This is a genomic window from Vitiosangium sp. GDMCC 1.1324 (genome assembly GCF_003044305.1).
Taxonomy (GTDB): Bacteria; Myxococcota; Myxococcia; order Myxococcales; family Myxococcaceae; genus Archangium.
Genome location: NZ_PZOX01000001.1, coordinates 163,383 through 180,956, shown reverse-complemented (window position 1 = coordinate 180,956; position 17,574 = coordinate 163,383). Strand labels below are relative to the sequence as shown.

General features: G+C 69.3%; 16 protein-coding genes. 6 read left to right on the top strand and 10 right to left on the bottom strand.

The window, feature by feature from the left end; genetic code table 11:
- Positions 1 to 19 precede the first annotated feature (19 nt).
- From lipB to lipA, 4 genes are all read right to left on the bottom strand, one after another.
- On the bottom strand, positions 20 to 1,105 hold the full coding sequence (lipB, locus tag DAT35_RS00640; protein ID WP_108064913.1) for a lipoyl(octanoyl) transferase LipB: 1,086 nt from the start codon (positions 1,103 to 1,105) through the stop codon (positions 20 to 22).
- Positions 1,102 to 2,475, bottom strand: a complete 1,374-nt coding sequence (locus DAT35_RS00635; protein ID WP_108064912.1) for a ClpX C4-type zinc finger protein — start codon at positions 2,473 to 2,475, stop codon at positions 1,102 to 1,104. The genes lipB and DAT35_RS00635 overlap by 4 nt, the downstream gene beginning before the upstream one ends.
- A gap of 86 nt (positions 2,476 to 2,561) precedes the next feature.
- The gene (locus DAT35_RS00630; RefSeq protein ID WP_108064911.1) at positions 2,562 to 3,839 is read right to left on the bottom strand and encodes a dihydrolipoamide acetyltransferase family protein; all 1,278 of its coding nucleotides are present in this window, start codon (positions 3,837 to 3,839) and stop codon (positions 2,562 to 2,564) included.
- A gap of 37 nt (positions 3,840 to 3,876) precedes the next feature.
- Positions 3,877 to 4,812: a lipoyl synthase gene (lipA, locus tag DAT35_RS00625; RefSeq protein WP_108064910.1), complete on the bottom strand. Its 936-nt coding sequence runs from the start codon at positions 4,810 to 4,812 to the stop codon at positions 3,877 to 3,879.
- Positions 4,813 to 5,077: 265 nt separating this feature from the next.
- On the opposite strand from lipA, the gene DAT35_RS00620 reads away from it, so the two are divergent.
- Complete coding sequence (locus DAT35_RS00620; protein ID WP_108064909.1) at positions 5,078 to 5,875, top strand: DUF72 domain-containing protein; 798 nt, start codon at positions 5,078 to 5,080, stop codon at positions 5,873 to 5,875.
- 37 nt (positions 5,876 to 5,912) lie between these two features.
- Here the strand turns inward: DAT35_RS00620 and lpdA are convergent, their stop codons facing one another.
- Positions 5,913 to 7,310 carry a dihydrolipoyl dehydrogenase gene (gene lpdA / locus DAT35_RS00615; protein WP_108064908.1) on the bottom strand — a complete coding sequence of 466 codons (1,398 nt, stop codon included), beginning with the start codon at positions 7,308 to 7,310 and terminating at the stop codon, positions 5,913 to 5,915.
- Positions 7,311 to 7,385: 75 nt separating this feature from the next.
- Here lpdA and DAT35_RS00610 point away from each other — a divergent pair, with 75 nt between their 5' ends.
- The gene (locus DAT35_RS00610) at positions 7,386 to 8,534 is read left to right on the top strand and encodes a hypothetical protein (protein ID WP_108064907.1); all 1,149 of its coding nucleotides are present in this window, start codon (positions 7,386 to 7,388) and stop codon (positions 8,532 to 8,534) included.
- Positions 8,535 to 8,537: 3 nt separating this feature from the next.
- Here the strand turns inward: DAT35_RS00610 and DAT35_RS00605 are convergent, their stop codons facing one another.
- The 3 genes from DAT35_RS00605 to DAT35_RS00595 are packed head-to-tail and all read right to left on the bottom strand — an operon-like array spanning position 8,538 to position 10,538.
- On the bottom strand, positions 8,538 to 9,575 hold the full coding sequence (locus DAT35_RS00605) for a lysylphosphatidylglycerol synthase transmembrane domain-containing protein (protein WP_108064906.1): 1,038 nt from the start codon (positions 9,573 to 9,575) through the stop codon (positions 8,538 to 8,540).
- A gap of 16 nt (positions 9,576 to 9,591) precedes the next feature.
- Complete coding sequence (locus DAT35_RS00600; protein ID WP_108064905.1) at positions 9,592 to 10,329, bottom strand: tyrosine-protein phosphatase; 738 nt, start codon at positions 10,327 to 10,329, stop codon at positions 9,592 to 9,594.
- On the bottom strand, positions 10,326 to 10,538 hold the full coding sequence (locus DAT35_RS00595) for a DNA gyrase inhibitor YacG (RefSeq protein ID WP_108064904.1): 213 nt from the start codon (positions 10,536 to 10,538) through the stop codon (positions 10,326 to 10,328). The genes DAT35_RS00600 and DAT35_RS00595 overlap by 4 nt, the downstream gene beginning before the upstream one ends.
- 84 nt (positions 10,539 to 10,622) lie before the next feature.
- Here DAT35_RS00595 and DAT35_RS00590 point away from each other — a divergent pair, with 84 nt between their 5' ends.
- Positions 10,623 to 11,582, top strand: a complete 960-nt coding sequence (locus DAT35_RS00590; protein ID WP_233261232.1) for a magnesium transporter — start codon at positions 10,623 to 10,625, stop codon at positions 11,580 to 11,582.
- Positions 11,583 to 11,656: 74 nt separating this feature from the next.
- Positions 11,657 to 12,751: an aquaporin gene (locus DAT35_RS00585; RefSeq protein ID WP_108064902.1), complete on the top strand. Its 1,095-nt coding sequence runs from the start codon at positions 11,657 to 11,659 to the stop codon at positions 12,749 to 12,751.
- Between the two features lie 9 nt (positions 12,752 to 12,760).
- On the opposite strand, the gene dusA is transcribed toward DAT35_RS00585, so the two are convergent.
- Positions 12,761 to 13,807, bottom strand: a complete 1,047-nt coding sequence (gene dusA / locus DAT35_RS00580; RefSeq protein ID WP_108064901.1) for a tRNA dihydrouridine(20/20a) synthase DusA — start codon at positions 13,805 to 13,807, stop codon at positions 12,761 to 12,763.
- 260 nt (positions 13,808 to 14,067) lie between these two features.
- On the opposite strand from dusA, the gene DAT35_RS00575 reads away from it, so the two are divergent.
- Entirely contained in the window at positions 14,068 to 15,108 is a 1,041-nt protein-coding gene (locus tag DAT35_RS00575; protein WP_108064900.1) for an agmatinase family protein, read from the top strand.
- A gap of 4 nt (positions 15,109 to 15,112) precedes the next feature.
- Here DAT35_RS00575 and DAT35_RS00570 read toward each other — a convergent pair whose 3' ends face one another.
- Positions 15,113 to 16,120, bottom strand: a complete 1,008-nt coding sequence (locus DAT35_RS00570) for an ATP-binding protein (RefSeq protein ID WP_108064899.1) — start codon at positions 16,118 to 16,120, stop codon at positions 15,113 to 15,115.
- A gap of 161 nt (positions 16,121 to 16,281) precedes the next feature.
- Between DAT35_RS00570 and DAT35_RS00565 the strand changes: the two genes are divergently transcribed.
- Complete coding sequence (locus tag DAT35_RS00565; RefSeq protein WP_108064898.1) at positions 16,282 to 17,571, top strand: trypsin-like peptidase domain-containing protein; 1,290 nt, start codon at positions 16,282 to 16,284, stop codon at positions 17,569 to 17,571.
- The last annotated feature ends 3 nt before the right edge of the window (positions 17,572 to 17,574 follow it).

Here is a 17,574-nt window from a genome sequence, read left to right as displayed (position 1 = left end):
GCCCCTCACCCCACGCCGCTCACACCGCGAGCGCCTGGATGGCGCGCCGTACGCCCTCGCGCAGCCCCTGGAACGGAAGCCGGGCGAGTGCGGTGGGAACATCCACCCACTCGTGGGCATCGTGCTCGTCTCCGAGACGGACCTCGAAGCCCTCCGTGCACCGGGCGGCGAAACCGTTCTCCTCGACGAGCCGCGGAGGCACCACTCCGCCGACGGCGAAGGCGTGGCGATACTCCAGGTCCACCACCTCCGTGCGCAGCCCGGTCTCCTCGAACAGCTCGCGCGCGGCGGCGGCGCGCGGCAGCTCTCCGGGCTCCATGCGGCCGGTGACGATCTGCCAGAACCCCCCACGCGTGGGACGCCGGCGCAGTAGCAGCACGCGGGCCTCGGGCCCCTTGCCGCGCACCAGCGTGACGCTCACCGTGCGCGTGAGCGGCGCGGGCTCGACGCGCTCGAGCTCGAAGACGTCGGCGAAGTGCCGGGCCATCTTCTCCTCGACCTCGGCCATGGGCACGAGCCGGCCGAGCTCCTTCTGCAACGAGGTAACACCTGCCTCGCGGATGCCGCAGGGGACGATGAGGTTGAAGTGCAGCAGGTGCGTGTTGACGTTGAGCGCGAAGCCGTGCGTGGTGAGCCAGCGGGCGAGGTGCACACCGATGGCGGCAATCTTCCGGGCGTCCGGCGAGTCCTCCCGGCCGATCCACACCCCGGGCCACTTGGGAATGGTGCCAGAGGTGATGCCGTACTCGGCGACGGTGCGGATGATGCACTGCTCGACGTCGCGCACGTAGCGGCGCACATCGTGGCGGTGCTCGGGCAGGAGGAAGATGGGGTAGCCCACGAGCTGTCCGGGCCCGTGGTAGGTGACATCGCCACCGCGATCGGTCTCGAAGATCTCCACGCCCTCGGAGGAGAGGCGCGCGTCGCTGGCGACGATGTTGGCGCGATTGGCGGCGCGGCCCAGGGTGAGCACGGGCGGGTGCTCGAGCAGCAACAGGACGTCTCCGCACAGGCCCTGACGCCGGGCCTCGCCGAAGAGCTTCATGAGCTGGAGACCATCCTCGTACTCAACCCGGCCGAGCCGGTAGACCGTCAACGTGTTCACGACTTTCCCTTCCGCCGACCCCCGCGGGCCGGCTTCGCCTTCCCCTTCTTCTTCACCTCCAGACGCCAGGTGCCCGAAGGCACGCGGGCCAGGAGGGCCTGCAACTCATGCCCCAAACGCGGCGAGCGGGCGGCCTCGGTGGCGAGGGCCTCGAGCACCTCGTCGGAGAGGCGCGAGTCCTCGCGCGAGGCCAGCCGGTGCCGGGCGATCTCCATCAGGTCCTCGACGCCTGGCTTCTGGAGCGGAACCAGGAGCTGCACCTGCTCCAACAAGAGGGCGGACAACGCGCCGCGTACGGCCTCGGAGAGCGAGGCGGTGGTGGGCACGGACAGGCGACCGGAGTCCGAGAGCAGCACGGGCCCCGGAGACGCCGGTTCCCCCCGCGAGGTCATCAGCACGGTGTGCTCGGGGTGACGGGCCAGGAAGGCGCCCAGCGAGGCCTGCTCGGCGGGCGGAAGCCGGTCCACGTCCTCGATGAGGAGCAGGGCGTCCATTGGAGCGCGGTCGAGGGAGTCGGAAGTAACGAGCACTCCCCTCCCCTGCTCCACGAGCGCCTGCATCCAGGTGCTCTTTCCGGAACCTTCGGGCCCGAGCACCAACACGCGGCGCATGCCCATCTCCAGACCCTGCTCGAGACTCTCGCGGGCCGCCTCCTGTCCCACCAGCTCGAGGGAGACGGGCCGATGGGTACTCACAATCCGGCGCGCGGTGGGTGCCCTCGGAGCCACGCCGCCGAGCAGCGCACCCGACTCACCAATGCAGGCCGAGCAGATGAACGCCCCGGCCGGGCCGGCGATGAGTGACCCCACCTCGGAGCGAGGCCGGCAGCAGAAGGAGCACCAGGCATCGAGGGAGGGGTCCGCCCGGGTTGGCCCCCGCTCGATGAAAACCCCCTCTCCCTCCGACGGGCTGGAGCTGGGACGGGGCTCTTCCTTCCGAGCCTCCTGCCCGCTGGACACGTCCACGCTGAGCACGGCGGCGCGCATGACCTCCACGGCGGCGGCCACGGGATTGGTCCGGCGATCCATCGCCAGCTCGGCCTCGCGCAGGGCCTCTTGAAGCGTGGAAGAGGTGTCGTCCTCGAGGGCCCACACACCGGGCTCGGGCTCGTCGTCGGGCTCCGGAGCGGAGGGAGCCGAAAGCGAACCGGCACGGCTCATCGCCTCCAGCCGGCCGAGCTCCTCCTCCAGCTCCTTGCGAGAGGGATCCAACCGGAGGGCATAGCGCAGAAGCTGCTCGGCCCTGGGCATGTTGCCCGAGCGGCGGCAGAGGTCAGCGGCACGCCGGAGCAGCTCGATGGCCCGGGCCTTGTCACCACCAAGCTCCGCGGCCTGGGCTTCACGGATGACGTCGCGAACGTTCTCGGCCATGAGGCAGCGTAACCTCCTCGAAGGCCGGGAGCGCGGTGCGCGAGCGCTCCCGGCGAGGCACGCGCCCCCGGCAGGCGGCCCGGCCGTCAGGCCATGGCCAGGAACAGCATGTCCGGATGCTCCAGGTACTTGATGACCTCGTAGACGAAGTCAGCGGCGACCTGGCCATCGACGACGCGGTGATCCGCGGAGATGGAGACGTTCATCATCTCGCGCACGACCACCTGGTCGTTCTTGTCCACCACGGGACGCTTGCGCATGCGGTGGATGCCCATGATGGCCACCTCGGGGTGGTTGATGATGGGCGTGGCGAAGATGCCACCCGTCTGGCCGAGCGAGGTGATGGTGAAGGTGCCACCCGTGAGCTCGTCCATCTTCAGCTTGCGATCCCTCGCCGCGGTGCTGAGACGGACGATCTCCTCGGCCAGCTCGCGCAGGCTGAGACGGTCCGCGTGCTTGATGACGGGGACGGTGAGACCCTCCTCCGTCGCCACGGCGATGCCGATGTTGAACTCGCCACGCACGACGAGCTCCTGGGCGGCCTCGTCCATGTTGGCGTTGACGTGCGGGTACTTCTTCATCGCCGCGATGACGGCCTTCACGATGAAGGGCAGGAAGGACAGCTTCGTCTTCTCGCCGGCGGCCACCAGCGTCTCGTTGAGGCGCTTGCGCAGGGCGACGAGCTCGGTGCAGTCCACCTCCTCGACGAAGCCGAAGTGGGGCGCGGTGAACTTCGAGCGCACCATCTTCTCGGCGATCCGCTTGCGCAGGCCGCGCAGGGGGATGCGCTCATCACCCCGGCCCGAGACCACTGCCGGCGCGGCCGGACGGGCCTGGGCGGGAGCCGCAGGAGCCTCGGCAGCCACCTCGTTGCGCGCGGAGCGGCCACCCTCGAGCGCCGCCACCACGTCCGCCTTCATCACGCGGCCCTGTGGACCAGAGCCCGGAATCTCCGCGAGGTTCAGCCCGTGCTCGGCCGCCATGCGGCGGGTGAGCGGCGTGGCCAGCACCTTGGAGGCGGACGCGGCCTGCGAAGCGGCCACGGCCGCGGGCTGGGCAGCGGCGGCCGGAGCACCGTGGGCGGCGGGAGCCCCATGACCCGAGGCCTGGGCCGGCACCGCGCCCTCGATCTCCAGCGTCACGAGGAGCTGATGGACCTTGGCCATATCGCCTTCTTTGCCGTGCGTCTGCACGACACGGCCAGCCTTGGGGCTGGGCACGGTCACCGTGGCCTTGTCCGTCATCACCTCGGCGAGCGTCTGGTCCTCCTTGACGCTGTCGCCGGGCTTGACGTGCCACTTGACCAGCTCGCCCTCCTGCACGCCTTCGCCAAGATCGGGCAGCTTGAACTCGAAGATCGCCATTCGCGGGGGTCCGTTTCGGGTGAGGGTTGAGAAGGCGTCAGGTGTTGCCGGCGAGCTCCAGGCGCTCACGCTCCATGAGGCCCTTCATGAAGAACTCGGCGGCGCGGTAGCTGGAGCGCACGAGCGGCCCGGAGGCGACGTACAGGAAGCCGTAGGACTCGGCGAGCTTCTTGTAGTCCTCGAACTGCTGCGGAGTGACGAAGCGCTCCACCCGCAGGTGGTACTGTGAGGGCTGCAGGTACTGGCCGAGCGTCACCACGTCCACGCCCACGGCGCGCAGATCCTTGAAGGTCTGCTCCAGCTCGGCGTCCGTCTCGCCCAGGCCCACCATCACGGAGGTCTTGGTGTAGAGCTTCTCCGGCCGCTGCTTGAGGTACTCGAGCACCTTGAGGGACTGGCGGTAGGTGGCGCGGCGATCACGCACGGTGGGGGTGAGGCGCTCCACCGTCTCCACGTTGTGGGCCACCACGTGCGGACGGGCCTCGGCCACGGTGGTCAGGTCGCGCTCCACGCCCTTGAAGTCGGGGATGAGCACCTCGACGATCGTCTTGGGCGAGTGCTGGCGCAGCTCCCGGATGGCCGAGGCGAAGTGGCTGGCGCCTCCATCCGGCCGGTCATCGCGGTTGACGGACGTCACCACGATGTACTCGAGGTCCATCTCCTTGACCGCCTGGGCCAGGTGGATGGGCTCCATCGGATCCAACGGAGGCGGCGCGCCCACCTTCACGTGGCAGAAGCGGCACGCCCGGGTGCACACCTCACCCATGAGCATGACCGTGGCGGTGCCTCCGCCCCAGCACTCGGCGATGTTGGGGCAGCGGGCCTCCTCGCACACCGTGGCCAGCTTCGTGCGGCGCACGATGGACTTCACCCGCTCGTACCCTTCCCCGTGGGGGAGACGCACCTTCAACCACTCGGGCTTCCGGGTGGACTCGGATACCTGCGGCAAGGGGAAACGGTCAGGAGTTGCCATGGGTCGCGGCCTTCTACGGTTGGGGCGAAAGCAGGGTCAAGAGGGAAGCCCTGACGCGAGGCGTCAGCTCCCCCCGAAGGTTCAGACACTTCACCCGTTGTTAACGTCTCCATCGAGACCAGGCAGCGGATGCACGGACCCCGAGCCACAAAACCATTCCGGACCCCGTAAGCGCAGCTTGGATGAAGGATGAGCGAAGCATGAGCCCCCGCTCGTCCACCAGACGCCGAGCCACCGGGACCGCGAGAGTGCCCATGCTTGGCCCATGCGGGCCATCCACCTGGGGACGAGTGGCTACGTCTACAAACACTGGAAGGGGCTCTTCTATCCGGACGGACTGCCGGCCAGCCGCTGGCTCCCCTACTATGCCCGCGTCTTCTCCACGGTGGAGCTGAACGCGCCCTTCTACCGGCTGCCCACAGCGGACACGGTGGACGGCTGGCGGGAGCAGACGCCCGCGAGCTTCCGGTTCGCGAGCAAGGGCAGCCGCTACCTCACGCACATGAAGCGGCTGACGGACATCGGCGAAGGCCTGGAGCACTACTTCAACGTCATCCTCCGCCTGGGCCCCAAGTTGGGTCCGGTGCTGTGGCAATTGCCGCCGCACATGAAGAAGCCGGATCCGGAGCGGGTGGACCGGTTCCTCGCGGCCCTGCCACGCGGCGTGCACCACGTCTTCGAGTTCCGCAACGTGGCCTGGTACCACGAGGAAGTCCTGGACGTGCTGGACCAATGGGGCGCGGCCGTGTGCGAGCACGATCTCGTGCCGGTGCCTCCGCCGCGCGTCACGGGAGACTTCCGCTACCTGCGATTCCACGGCGCGGGCGCACGCTACGCCGGGCGCTACGGCCGCGAGGCGCTCCGGCCGGTGGCGGTCGACCTGGACCGATGGAGACGCAAGGGCCGCACGGCCTGGGTCTACTTCAACAACGACCTACACGGACACGCGCTGCTGGATGCGTTCGACCTGGCCGAGCTGCTGGGCCACGTGCCGGTGCACCCTCCCCCGGAAATGCGAAGGCCACCCGAGACGGAAGCGTCCCGAACGGCCCGAGTGCCATGAGGAGGCCCCTCGAGAGGACCTCCCCGGCAGCCGCGACTCAGATGTGGATCGGATGACCCAGGGTGGCTTCGGCGCCCTCCTTGACGATCTCGGAGAGCGTCGGGTGGGCGTGCATCGTGTGCGCGAGCTCCTCGGTGGTGATCTCCAGCCGCATGGCAACACAGGCCTCGGCGAGCAGCTCCGTGGCGTGCGGGCCCACCAGGTGGACACCGAGCACCTCGTCATACTTCTTGTCCGACACCACCTTGATCATTCCGAAGGCCTCGTTGGAGATGGAGGCCTTGGTGACGGCGGAGAACGGGAAGATGGCGGCCTTCACGTCGTAACCGCGCTCCTTCGCCTTCTTCTCCGTGAGGCCCACCGACGCCACCTCGGGGTAGCAGTAGGTGGCCGACGGCGTGAGGTCGTAGTTGATGGGCGCCGGGTTCTTGCCCGCGATGTGCTCGACGGCGAGCACGCACTCGGCGCTGGCCACGTGGGCGAGCATCGGCGTGGGGATCACATCACCGATCGCGTACACGTTCGGCTCGGTGGTCCGCATCATGTTGTCCGTCTTGATGAAGCCGCGCTCGGGCTTGATGGACGTGAGCTGCAGCCCGATGTCCTCGGACACGGGCGCGCGGCCCACGGCCGACAGCACGAGCTCCGCCTCGATCGTGCGGGTCTCGTTGCCCACCGTCATGGTCAGCTTCACGCCGTTGGCGGTGTTCTCGACCTTCTCCACCTTGGCGCCCAGGTGCAGATCGATCTTCCGCTTCTTGAAGTGCTTCTCCAGCTCCTTCGAGCAGTCCACGTCCTCGATGGGGAGCAGGTTGGGCATGTACTCCACGATGGAGACCTGGCTGCCCATGTGGTTGAAGACCGAGGCGAACTCGCAGCCCACCGCGCCCGCGCCGATGACGATCAGGCTCTTGGGAATGCGATCCAACTCCAGGATGGAGTCGCTGTTGAGGATGCGCTTGTGGTCCACCGGGACGTTGGGCAGCGACTTGGGCACCGAGCCGGTGGCCACGATGATGTTCTTGGCCTCCAGCGTCTGCTTGCCACCCGCCTCGAGGGTGACCTCGACCTTGCCCTTGCCGGCAATGCGGCCATGGCCCTTGATGACGGTCACCTTGTTCTTCTTCATCAGGTAGTCGATGCCGTTGGCACCCTTGGTGACCACCTTCTGCTTGTGCTCCTGGACCTTGGCCCAGTTGACCACCGGGGCCGGCACCTCGATACCGAAGTCCGCGGCCTCGCGGATGTGGTGCAGGAGCGCGGCGGACCAGAGGAGGGACTTGGTGGGAATGCAGCCACGGTGGAGGCAGGTGCCGCCCAGGCGCTTGTCCTTCTCAATGATGGCCGTCTTCAGCCCAAGCTGCGCGGCCCGGATCGCACCGACATACCCGCCGGGGCCCGAACCGATGATCACCACGTCGAAAGTCTCAGCCACAAACGCCTCCGGAGTGGATGTACCCGAGCGGCGCTGATAACCACCCATCCCGGCCGGAATCAAGGAGTTTGCACCGTGCGACGCTTCCCGCTCCGAACCCTGCTGCTGATGACGCTGGCCCTGGTGGCCTTCGTGCGTCTGTATTTCATCACCCACCGGGCCGGGCGTCAGGCCGAGCGACCCACCTCCGCCAGAACGGAACCGGTGGTCATCGAGACGACGCCCAGGAGCATGGATGCCGGCTCCCCCGCGAGCGCCCAGGCCTGCCGCACCCTGGACCGGACCCTGGAGGGCGCCATTCGAGCCCCCTCGGATGCGTCCGCCTCCTCGAAGGCCCGGCAGCAGCTCGACGCGTGCCCCGAACCGCCGGCGCGCGCCTGTGAGCTGGGCGCGGCCCTGGATGCCCGCTCTCCGCTCGACACCGGAACCACGCCCCTGCGCGAGTTGCTGGACGCACTGTGCCAACGCTGCCCCGCCGGAACCAATCCGTGTGCGGGCTATGTGACACGCGCGGTGATGGGGCTGGGCGTGGGACGTCCGGCCGAGTTCGCCAACGTGCGCTGGCACCTGGAGCATGCCGGACCGGGAACTCCCGCCGCCTGCGCCGAGGTGGTGCACTCCCTGCTGGCACCCGCGGCACTGGCCACGGCCCCGCTAGCGGCCCCACAGAAGGAGCTGCTCGCTCAGCTCGCCCCGGCATGCGCTCGGGCAGGACAGCTCCCCGCCAACATCCTGCACGCGGTCGTGGTGCAGGGCGACGTGCCCGCACTGGCACAGCTCGTCCAGGAGAAGCCCGCCGGAGAGAACGCCGTGCTGAAGCCGAGCCGCACCGTGGGCCCCCAGGACGCGGAGAAGGCCTTCGACGGACAGGAGAGCACGGGTGTGGAGCTCACCCTGGCAACGCCCCCCACGGAGCGCTGGGAGAAGGACGGTGCGCTGAGCGCGGTGTTCGAGCCGCCCGTTCACCAACTCACGGCCCTGAGGGTGCGAGCCAAGGGCCCGGGCACCCTGCGCGCCGCCGTCCGCACCTCGGAAGGGCTGGGGATGAACGACCCGGACTCCCAGACGAGCTTCGTGCTGCCGGTGGCCTGCCGCTTCCGAGGCACCGGACAGTGGGAGACGTGCACGCTCCCCGCTTCGCTGCTGGACGTGGAGGCGCTCAGCGTGTTCCCCGACAAGGGCAAGCTCACGCTGAGCGAGGTGGCGGCGCGCGGAGCTCGGTGAGCCTCAGGCGGAGGGCAGCGAGGCCTGCTCCTGCTGCTGCTCCTTGCCCAGCTTGCCGGCGATGTCCTTGAAGGACAGGTGCCCCATCGACATCAGCAGCACGCCGAAACCGATCTGCTGCACCGTCTGGCACAGCCACAACACGTTCGCGTACGCCAGCCCGCTCCCATTCACCACCGAGGCCGGCACGAACAACGACAGCCCCACCTTCACCGCCGCCTGGAACGTCCCCAGCATGCCGGGCGCCGCGGGAATCATCACGCCCACCACCAGCACCGACATCACCACGTACGCCTGGAACAACGTCATGTTCAGGCCGAACGCCCGCGACAGCACCGCCATCCCCGCGCCGTTCAGCCCCCAGTACACCGCCGTGTAGATGAAGAAGCCCACCATCTGGCGCCGATCCGGCAACTGACGCATCGCCCCCACGAAGGTGTCCACCACGTCCGCCACCTTGTCCGCCACGCCCGGCGCCACCCGACCCACCGTGGAGCGCACCAACTGCACCGCGCGCGCCTGGTGCCGCTGCGCGAACAGCAGGAAGGCCAGTCCGCCACCAAACACCGCGAACATCAGGTTCGCGCCCAGCTTCACGTACCGGACCTCGGGCACCTCCGCCGGCACGAAGAAGAGCAGCACCCGCATCAGCACCGCGATCGACATGCCGTCGGTGATCCGCTCCAGCACCACCGACGTCATCGCCGCGCTCCGGCGGATGGAGCTGCGCTGGGCGATGAGGAAGGGCCGCGCGAATTCGCCCAGCCGGAACGGCAGCACCAGCAGCATCATGAAGCCGATGCCCGACGCCTCGTTCAGCTTGCGGAACGGCACCCGCTCCATCCCCGACAGCAAGCACCCCCATCGAAGCGTCCTCGCCACGTGGATGAGCGTCAGGATGACCAGGTACGGCACCACCCACAGGTAGTTGGCCGACTTCAGGCTCGCCATCTGGGAGGCCCAGTCCGCGTTCCGGAAGGCCCACCACGAGAAGACGGCGGTGACAAGCAGGCTGGCAATCAACTTGACGGCACGGTTCACGGGGGCCCCTATATCGTCACCTCTGCCCGGACTCCAGTGGTTCCCCTGCCAGCAAGCGGGCCGGCGAACTGGACATCAGCCGGGTGAACGCTCGCTCGCCCACCCTCGCGCGCAGCTCCCCCAGCGCCTTCCCCACCCACTCCCGCGCCCCCACCGGCCCGTGGAGATCCGTCGCCCCGATGGCGTACAGCCCCTCCTCCAGGAAGGCCCTCGCCAGCTTCTTCGCCGTCCCTCCGTACCGCCCCGTCAGCGCTCCCACATCCAACTGCAGCAGGGCCCCGGTGCGCACCGCCTCCGCCGCCCGGCCCGGACGTTCAAACTCCAGACACCGCTCCGGGTGTGCCAGCACCGGCGTCACCCCCTTGAGTCGGATGCGGAACAGGATGTCCGTCAGCACCGGCACCGGCGACGTGTAGGGCAGCTCCACCAGCACGTATCGCCCCGCCCCGAGCAGCCTCGCCTCCGGCGTGCCCAGCCCTCGCACGAAGGCCTCGTCCAGGAAGTTCTCCGCGTTCGTCCCCAGTGTCAGCGCCACTCTCTCGCGAGCCAGGGCCTCGCGCAGCTCCGCCAGCTTCGCCTCCACCGTCTCCCGCGAATGCGAGGGGTACTCGGGCCGTGCATGGGGGCTGGGCGCCACCGTGGTGAAGCCCAGGTCCACCAGCGCCCGCGCCATCTCCAGCGCGTCCTCCAGCGTGCGCGCCCCGTCATCCACCCCGGGCACCAGGTGGCAATGCAGGTCGCACAGCCCGCTCACGCGTCGCCGCCGCGCTCGGGGTGCTGATCGGCCGGGAGCTCATCCTCCTGCTCGTCCGACTGCCGATCCGGCACCCGGTACTCCTCCCCCAGCCAGCGCCCCAGGTCCACCATGCGGCAGCGCTTGGAGCAGAACGGAAACGCCGGGTTCTCGGCACGCGGGGCGACCGGTTTCCGGCAGATGGAACACTCTCGGACAGTCGTGGGCACGCCGTACTCATAAGCCTTGCGCCCCGCTCGGGCCAGCGCGTTTACAGTCCCCACGTGGCCCCTTCTCCCGGCGAAGAATATTCGTTGCTGCGCAGTGACAGGCTCTCGCGCGACTTCGTCTCCGTGGGCGCCGAGGACACCGTTGCCCAGGCCCTCGAGAAGATCCGCGGCACCCCCGGCACCAATGAGATCTTCTACTGCTACGCCTGCGACCCGGCCGGCCGCCTGGTGGGCGTGGTGCCCATCCGCAAGCTCATCCGCGCCGCCCCCGACGAGCGCATCTCCTCGCTCATGTTCACCCGCGTGGTGAAGCTGCCCGCGAACGCGCCGGACTCGCTGGTGGAGGACTTCTTCGTCACCTACCGCTTCCTCGCCTTCCCCGTGGTGGACACCGAGGGCCTCATCGTCGGCGTGGTGGAGGTGGGCAACTTCTTCGACACCTTCTCCGACACCCTCTACGACGAGGTGGAGGGACGCGTGCGCGACGAGGTGTTCCGCTTCGTCGGCCTCCCCGAGGACGAGATGAAGGAGACGCGCCCGCTCCACATGGCCCTGCGGCGCTTCCCCTGGCTGCTCGTCAACATCGGCGGGGGCTTCCTCGCCGCTACCGTGTCCCGCCTCTTCGAGCAGACCGTGGAGCGGCTCGTCGTCGTCGCCGCCTTCATCCCCATGGTGCTCGTCCTCTCCGAGAGCCTCGGGGTGCAGACCACCGCCGTGGCCTCGTCCATGCTCGCGGACCAGCGCGTGGACGCGCCCCAGATGCGCCGCGAGGTGCTCGGCACCTGTCTGGCCGGGGTGATGGCCGCCGTGGTGGTGGCCTTCCTCGGACGCATCTACTCCCCCCACCTCGCCTTCCCCTTCGTCCTCTTCGTCGCCATCACCGTCTCCACCTCGCTCGCCGCCAGCCTCGGCGCGGTGCTCCCCTTCCTCTTCCACCGCTTCCGCGTGGACCCCCACCTGGCCTCGGCCCCCCTCGTGCTCGCCATCTCCGACAACGTCACCCTCTTCACCTACTTCACCCTCGTCACGTACCTCGTCGCCTGAGTTTCCCCGGGCTTTGACGCGTGCGCGCGTGAGGCGTACCGTCCTCCTTCCACCCTTGACCGGAGGGCCACGCCATGGCCACTGCGATCCAGGCCCCCGCGGCGCCGAACGCGGGGCGCCCGAACAGGTCCCGGCGCCTCGTGGTCGAGGCACTCGGATGTGGACTGCTGGTGGTGGCCCTCGAGGGGGCACACCATGGCGCCGACCATCTGGGCGTGAGCACCACCGACGGCCGGCTCTTCATGTCCCTGGCGGCCGGCGCCGTCCTGGCGTGCCTCACGCTGGTGCTCCAGCCCCTCTCCGGTGCGCACTTCAACCCGGCCCTCACCTTCGCCGATGCGCTCGAGGACGGCACGCCCTGGCGCGACGTGCCCCGCTATGTGCTCGCCCAGCTCTTCGGAGGACTGGCGGGACGCCTGGTGGCGCACCTCATGTGCGGCGAGCCCCTGCTCATCGCCACGCGCGCTCCCGCGGCCAGCTCGGCGCAGTTCCTCACGGAGCTTGTCTCCACCTTCGGGTTGCTCATCGTGGCGCGCGGCTGCGTGCGCACCCGGCCGTCCGCCACGCCGCTCGCCGTCGCCGGCTATGTGGCCGCCACCGTGTGGTTCACCGACTCGCGCTCCCTGGCCAACCCGGCGCTGATCCTCGCTCGCGCGGTCAGCTCCCGCGTGGGCGCCGTGCATCCGCTCGACGTCGAGTCGCTCCTCGCCGCCCAGTTCCTGGGCGCGGCGCTCGCGGTGTGCCTCTTCCGCTGGCTCCTGGTGCCAGAGTCGAAGCCCCCACGGCCCTGGACGGTCGTCTTCCACTGCGCCCAGGAAGGTGTCGCCGAGCAGGCCGCGGCCCTCTTCAACGGCATGGCGTCCGCCGAGCGGGTCCGGGCGATCGCTCAGCCTCCCCCCTCCGACGAAGCGCGCAGCATGGCGGAGCCCTCCGGGGACGAGGCTCACACCCTCGTGCTGCGACTGGTGCCGGAAGGCGCATCACCCGCCGATGCACTGCTCGGTGAGCTCCTGAGCCTGCCCGCGCACGAGACCCACTCCCCGGAGGGGAAACGCCGGCTCCGAGCCGCACTGAGGGGTCCCCTCCAGCGTTTCCTTCGAGACCGTGGCTGGCTGCGACTGTACGCCGTCGGGGATGCCGTCACCGAGGGACCTCGGGAGACGACCTGAGCGCGGGGCTCACACCGCGATGGACTCGGGCGCGGTGACGGGCTCGGCCGGCTCGTCCAGGACGCGCTCCGGCACCTGCGCGAGCGCATCCCGGAGCACCTCCATCCCCGCTCCGGCCCGGCACGCCCGCTCACTCAGCACCCGCCTCCAGCCTCGCGCTCCCGGCTGACCGGCGAAGAGCCCCAGGATGTGGCGCGTGATGCGCGACAGGTGCATGCCGTGCGACAGCATGTCCTCGACATACGGCAGCAGGGCATCCACCACCTGACGCCGGGTGGGCGCCGGGCGCTCCTCGCCGAATACCCGAGCGTCCGCCAGGGCGAGCATGTAGGGGTTCTGGTACGCCTCGCGGCCGATCATGACGCCGTCAGCCCACTCCAGGTGCGCGAGCGTCTCCCCCAGGGACTTCACACCTCCGTTGAGCACGACGGTCAGGTGGGGATAGTCCGTCTTGAGCTGCCGCACGACCTCGTAGCGCAATGGAGGAATCTCGCGGTTCTCCTTGGGGCTGAGCCCCTGCAGCAAGGCCTTGCGCGCGTGCACGATGAAGGTGTCACAGCCCGCCCCGTGGATCGTCCGCACGAAGTGCGTCAGCAGCTCGTACGAGTCGAGATCGTCGATGCCGAGCCGGTGCTTGACCGTGACGGGCAGGCGGGTCGCGCCGCGCATCGCCTCGACACAGCGGGCCACGAGGTCCGGCTTCGCCATCAGGCACGCGCCGAACATGCCGTTCTGCACCCGATCCGAGGGGCAGCCGACGTTCAGGTTCACCTCGTCATATCCCCACTGCTCCGCGATACGGGCGCACTCGGCGAGCTGCTCCGGATCACTCCCCCCGAGCTGCAGCGCGATCGGGTGCTCCTCCTTGGAGAAGTCGAGGTGCCGGGCCTTGTCCCCGTGCAGGATGGCACCGATGGTGACCATCTCGGTGTAGAGCCGCGTGCGCCTGGAGATGAGGCGCAGGAAGTAGCGGTCGTGGCGATCCGTCCAGTCCATCATGGGCGCGACGGAGAGACGGTGGCTCGGCACGGCGGGGGTAGGCAGGCGGGCAATCATCTGAAGCAATCCATGCCGGGGTTCGGGCGTCCGTGCAAGAAGGCACGAGCCGTCCCGGCCCGGCAGGGTGGAGGGCCGGACACGGACACCCAGGCATTCCTCCTGAAACCCGGGTGCCCACCCACCCCCATCCTGGATCCCGGCAGGCCATCGCCAGGCCGTTCAGCGCACGGGCGTTCGAGCTCCTCCCCGAGGAGCCTCCAACGAGGCGAAGAGGATCGTTGCTTGCCGCGCACGGATCCTTATCCTCCGCCGCCACCATGTCTGCCGCCTTCGACCCCAGCGCCGCCGCGGCCCCCGGCTCCGGCATCTTCGGCCTCCCCCACTCCCCCGACGAGGCCCACGTCGTCCTCATCCCTATCCCCTTCGAGGCCACCACCAGCTACGGCGGTGGCACCTCGGAGGGCCCCTCCGCCATCCTCGAAGCCAGCCGGCAGGTCGACCTCTTCGACGTGGAGACCGGCCGCCCCTACGAGCGCGGCATCTCCATGCTCCCCGAGCCCGAGCAGTGGCGCGCCTGGAACACCCGCGCCAAGGAGCGCGCCGCCCCCATCATCGAGGCCGGCGGTGTCGATCCCTCCAACCCCGAGCTCCAGGCCGCCTCCACCGAGGTCAACCAGCTCTGCGAGCAGCTCCATGACGCCGTCTACCGCACGGCCAAGGAGTGGCTCGACAAGGGCAAGCGCGTGGCCGCCGTCGGCGGCGATCACTCCATCTCCTTCGGCATCATCCGCGCCCATGCCGAGAAGTACCCGGGGCTCGGCGTCCTCCATCTGGATGCCCACGCGGACCTGCGCGTCGCCTACGAGGGCTTCACCTGGTCCCACGCCTCCATCATGTACAACGTGGCCGAGCGCATCCCGGGCGTGAAGTCGCTCGTCCAGGTCGCCATCCGCGACATGAGCGAGGACGAGCACCGCTACATCGAGTCCTCCAACGGCCGCGTCCGCGCCTTCTTCGACTCGGACATCAACCACAAGCGCTTCGACGGCATCCCCTGGAACCGCCAGGTGGATGAGATCGTCAAGGGCCTCCCCCAGCACGTCTACCTGTCCTTCGACATCGACGGGTTGGATCCCGTGCTGTGCCCCCACACGGGCACGCCCGTCCCCGGTGGGCTCTCCTTCCCCGAGGCCGTCGCGCTCATCTCCGGCGTCGTCCGCTCCGGCCGCACCATCGTCGGGTTCGACCTCACCGAGGTGGCGCCGGATCCCGAGGGCGGCGAGTGGGATGGGAACGTGGGCGCCCGGCTGCTCTACAAGATGATCGGCTGGATGCTGAAGTCCGAGCAGCGCAAGTAGCGCCTCAGCCCCGGGGCAGGATCACACTGAACGTCGTGCCCTGCCCCTTCTTCGACTCCACCGACAGCCCGCCGCCATGCAGCCGCGACAGCTCCGACGCGATGTAGAGCCCCAGCGCGCCTCCCGGCCCTCCCGCCCGGAAGGGATCGAAGATGTGCTGCTGCTCCTCGTCCGAGAGGCCCGGCCCCCGATCCTTCACCCGTACCGTCACCATCGAGGGCGTGGACTCCATCTCCACCCGCACCTCGCCTCCGTGCTGCCCCGCCTGGCCCAGCAGCTTGTCCAGCACCCGGTGCATCCGCTCCGGATCCAGCCGCAGCTCCACCGGACCGGCCGGCAGCGCCAGCGTCCACTCCACCTCGGGCAGCCGCTGCTTCCACGTGTCCAGCGCCTGGCGCACGTGTGCCCCCAGGTCCTCCACCCCCAGGCGCAGCGTCACCGCCCGCGCCGCCAGGTGTGCCGCCTCCTGGAAGTCCCGCGTCAGGCCCTCCAGCGTCTTCAGGTGCGCCCCGAGCGACTCCAACATCCCCCGGTCCGCCATCCCCTCCATCCGCAGCCGCACCACCTCGGCGCGCGCCGCCGACAGCGGCCCCTCGAAGCCCCGCGCCACCCAGTCGCCCAGCGCCTCCGCCACCGACGCGCCCTCCAGCGGCTTGGGCCGCGGCGCCGCCGTCAGCGCATTGCGGATCAGCGCCTCGAAGTCGGTGATCTCAAAAGGCTTGTGCAGAAAGGCGTGGGCTTCTGGCGCACCATGTGGGAGCACGGCGCTCAACAGGATGATGGGCACGTGGCCGAGAACCTCATCGCCGCGCAGCCTGCGGCACAGGTCCAGCCCGCTCAGGCGCGGCATCATGTGGTCCGTGACCACCAGGTTCGGCCGGCGAGCCCGCGCGAGATTCCACGCTTCCTCGCCATCACGGGCCTGGATCACATCGTGCCCCAGGTCCTCGACCACCTGACTCAGCACCTCGAGCACTGCGGGCTCATCGTCCGCTACGAGGACGAGACTCATGGGCTTATTCCATTCAACCCGGTACGTGAACGTCCAGTGGCATCCACGGGAATGTCGTGGCTGTTGCGGAGTTCCCGACATTCAAGGCGTCACGCACCCGACATTGCAACTGCGCAAACGGAGGACTTGACGTGAAGACCCAGGCACCCAGGTGGGGATTGATGCTCGCGGCGTTGCTGGCGTTCACCAGCGGCACCAGCGCCCGCGCCGACATGGCCAGGCGGCGCAATGAGATCGTCGAGGTGGTCCAGAAGGTCTCCCCCGCCGTCGTCTTCATCGGCACCGAGCAGGAGGCGGAGTCGCCCTTCCGCGGCCGCCGCTCCATCATGGAGGACTTCTTCGGCACGCCCCCCCAGACCCAACGCACGCAGAGCCTGGGCAGTGGCGTCATCGTCGACCCCAGCGGCGTCATCATCACCAATGATCACGTCATTCGCGGTGCCTCGGCCATCCACATCATCCTGGCCGACGGGCGCGAGCTGGAGGCGGACGTCATCGGCAGCGACGCCAACAACGACGTGGCCGTGCTCAAGGTGAGCTCCAAGCAGCCACTGCCGGCGGCGAAGTTGGGGACCAGCTCGGACCTGATGATCGGCGAGACGGTGGTCGCCATCGGCAGCCCCTTCGGCCTGAGCAAGACGGTGACGTCGGGCGTGGTGAGCGCCACCGGCCGCACCTTCAAGGCGGACGGACGCACCTACAACGACTTCATCCAGACGGACGCGGCCATCAACCCGGGCAACTCGGGTGGGCCGCTGCTCAACGTGGACGGCGACGTCATCGGCATCAACACCGCCATCTTCGCCAGCGCCCAGGGCATCGGCTTCGCCATCCCCGCGGACAAGGTGCGCCGCATCATGGAGGAGCTCACCCGCTTCGGAAAGGTGCGCCCGGCCTGGGTGGGCATCGAGGTGCAGGAGCTGTCGTCTCGGCTCGCCCGGCAGCTCGGGTGGGACCGCACCTACGGCGTCGTCGTCAGCGACGTGGAGCCGGGCAGCCCCGCCGAGCAGGCCGGCGTGCGCCGCGGCGACGTGCTGGCCGAGATGGGCGGCTCGCGCATCTCCGACGCCGAGGACTACGTCACCCGCGCCCGCGGCTACCCCGCCCGCGCCGCCTTCCCGCTCGTCATCTTCCGCGAGGGCGGTCAACGCGCCGTCCAGGTGACGCCCGTCGAGTTCCCACCCCAGCTCGTGGAGGCGCTCCTGTGGAACCGGCTGGGACTGAGGGTCAAGCCGACCCGTGGCGCCATGGCCGTCCAATCGGTGCGCCCCGGGTCCGCGGCCGATGAGGTGGGGCTGGAGCCCGGGGACCTCATCCTGCGCCTCAACAACCAGCCCGTGGCCGAGCCCGCCTCCTTCCAGGAAGCGCTCCTGTCCGCCCGAGGGACACGCAGCGTGTTGCTGCTCGTGCGGCGCGGGCGCTACGGGTACCACGTCACCCTTCCTTTCTAAGAA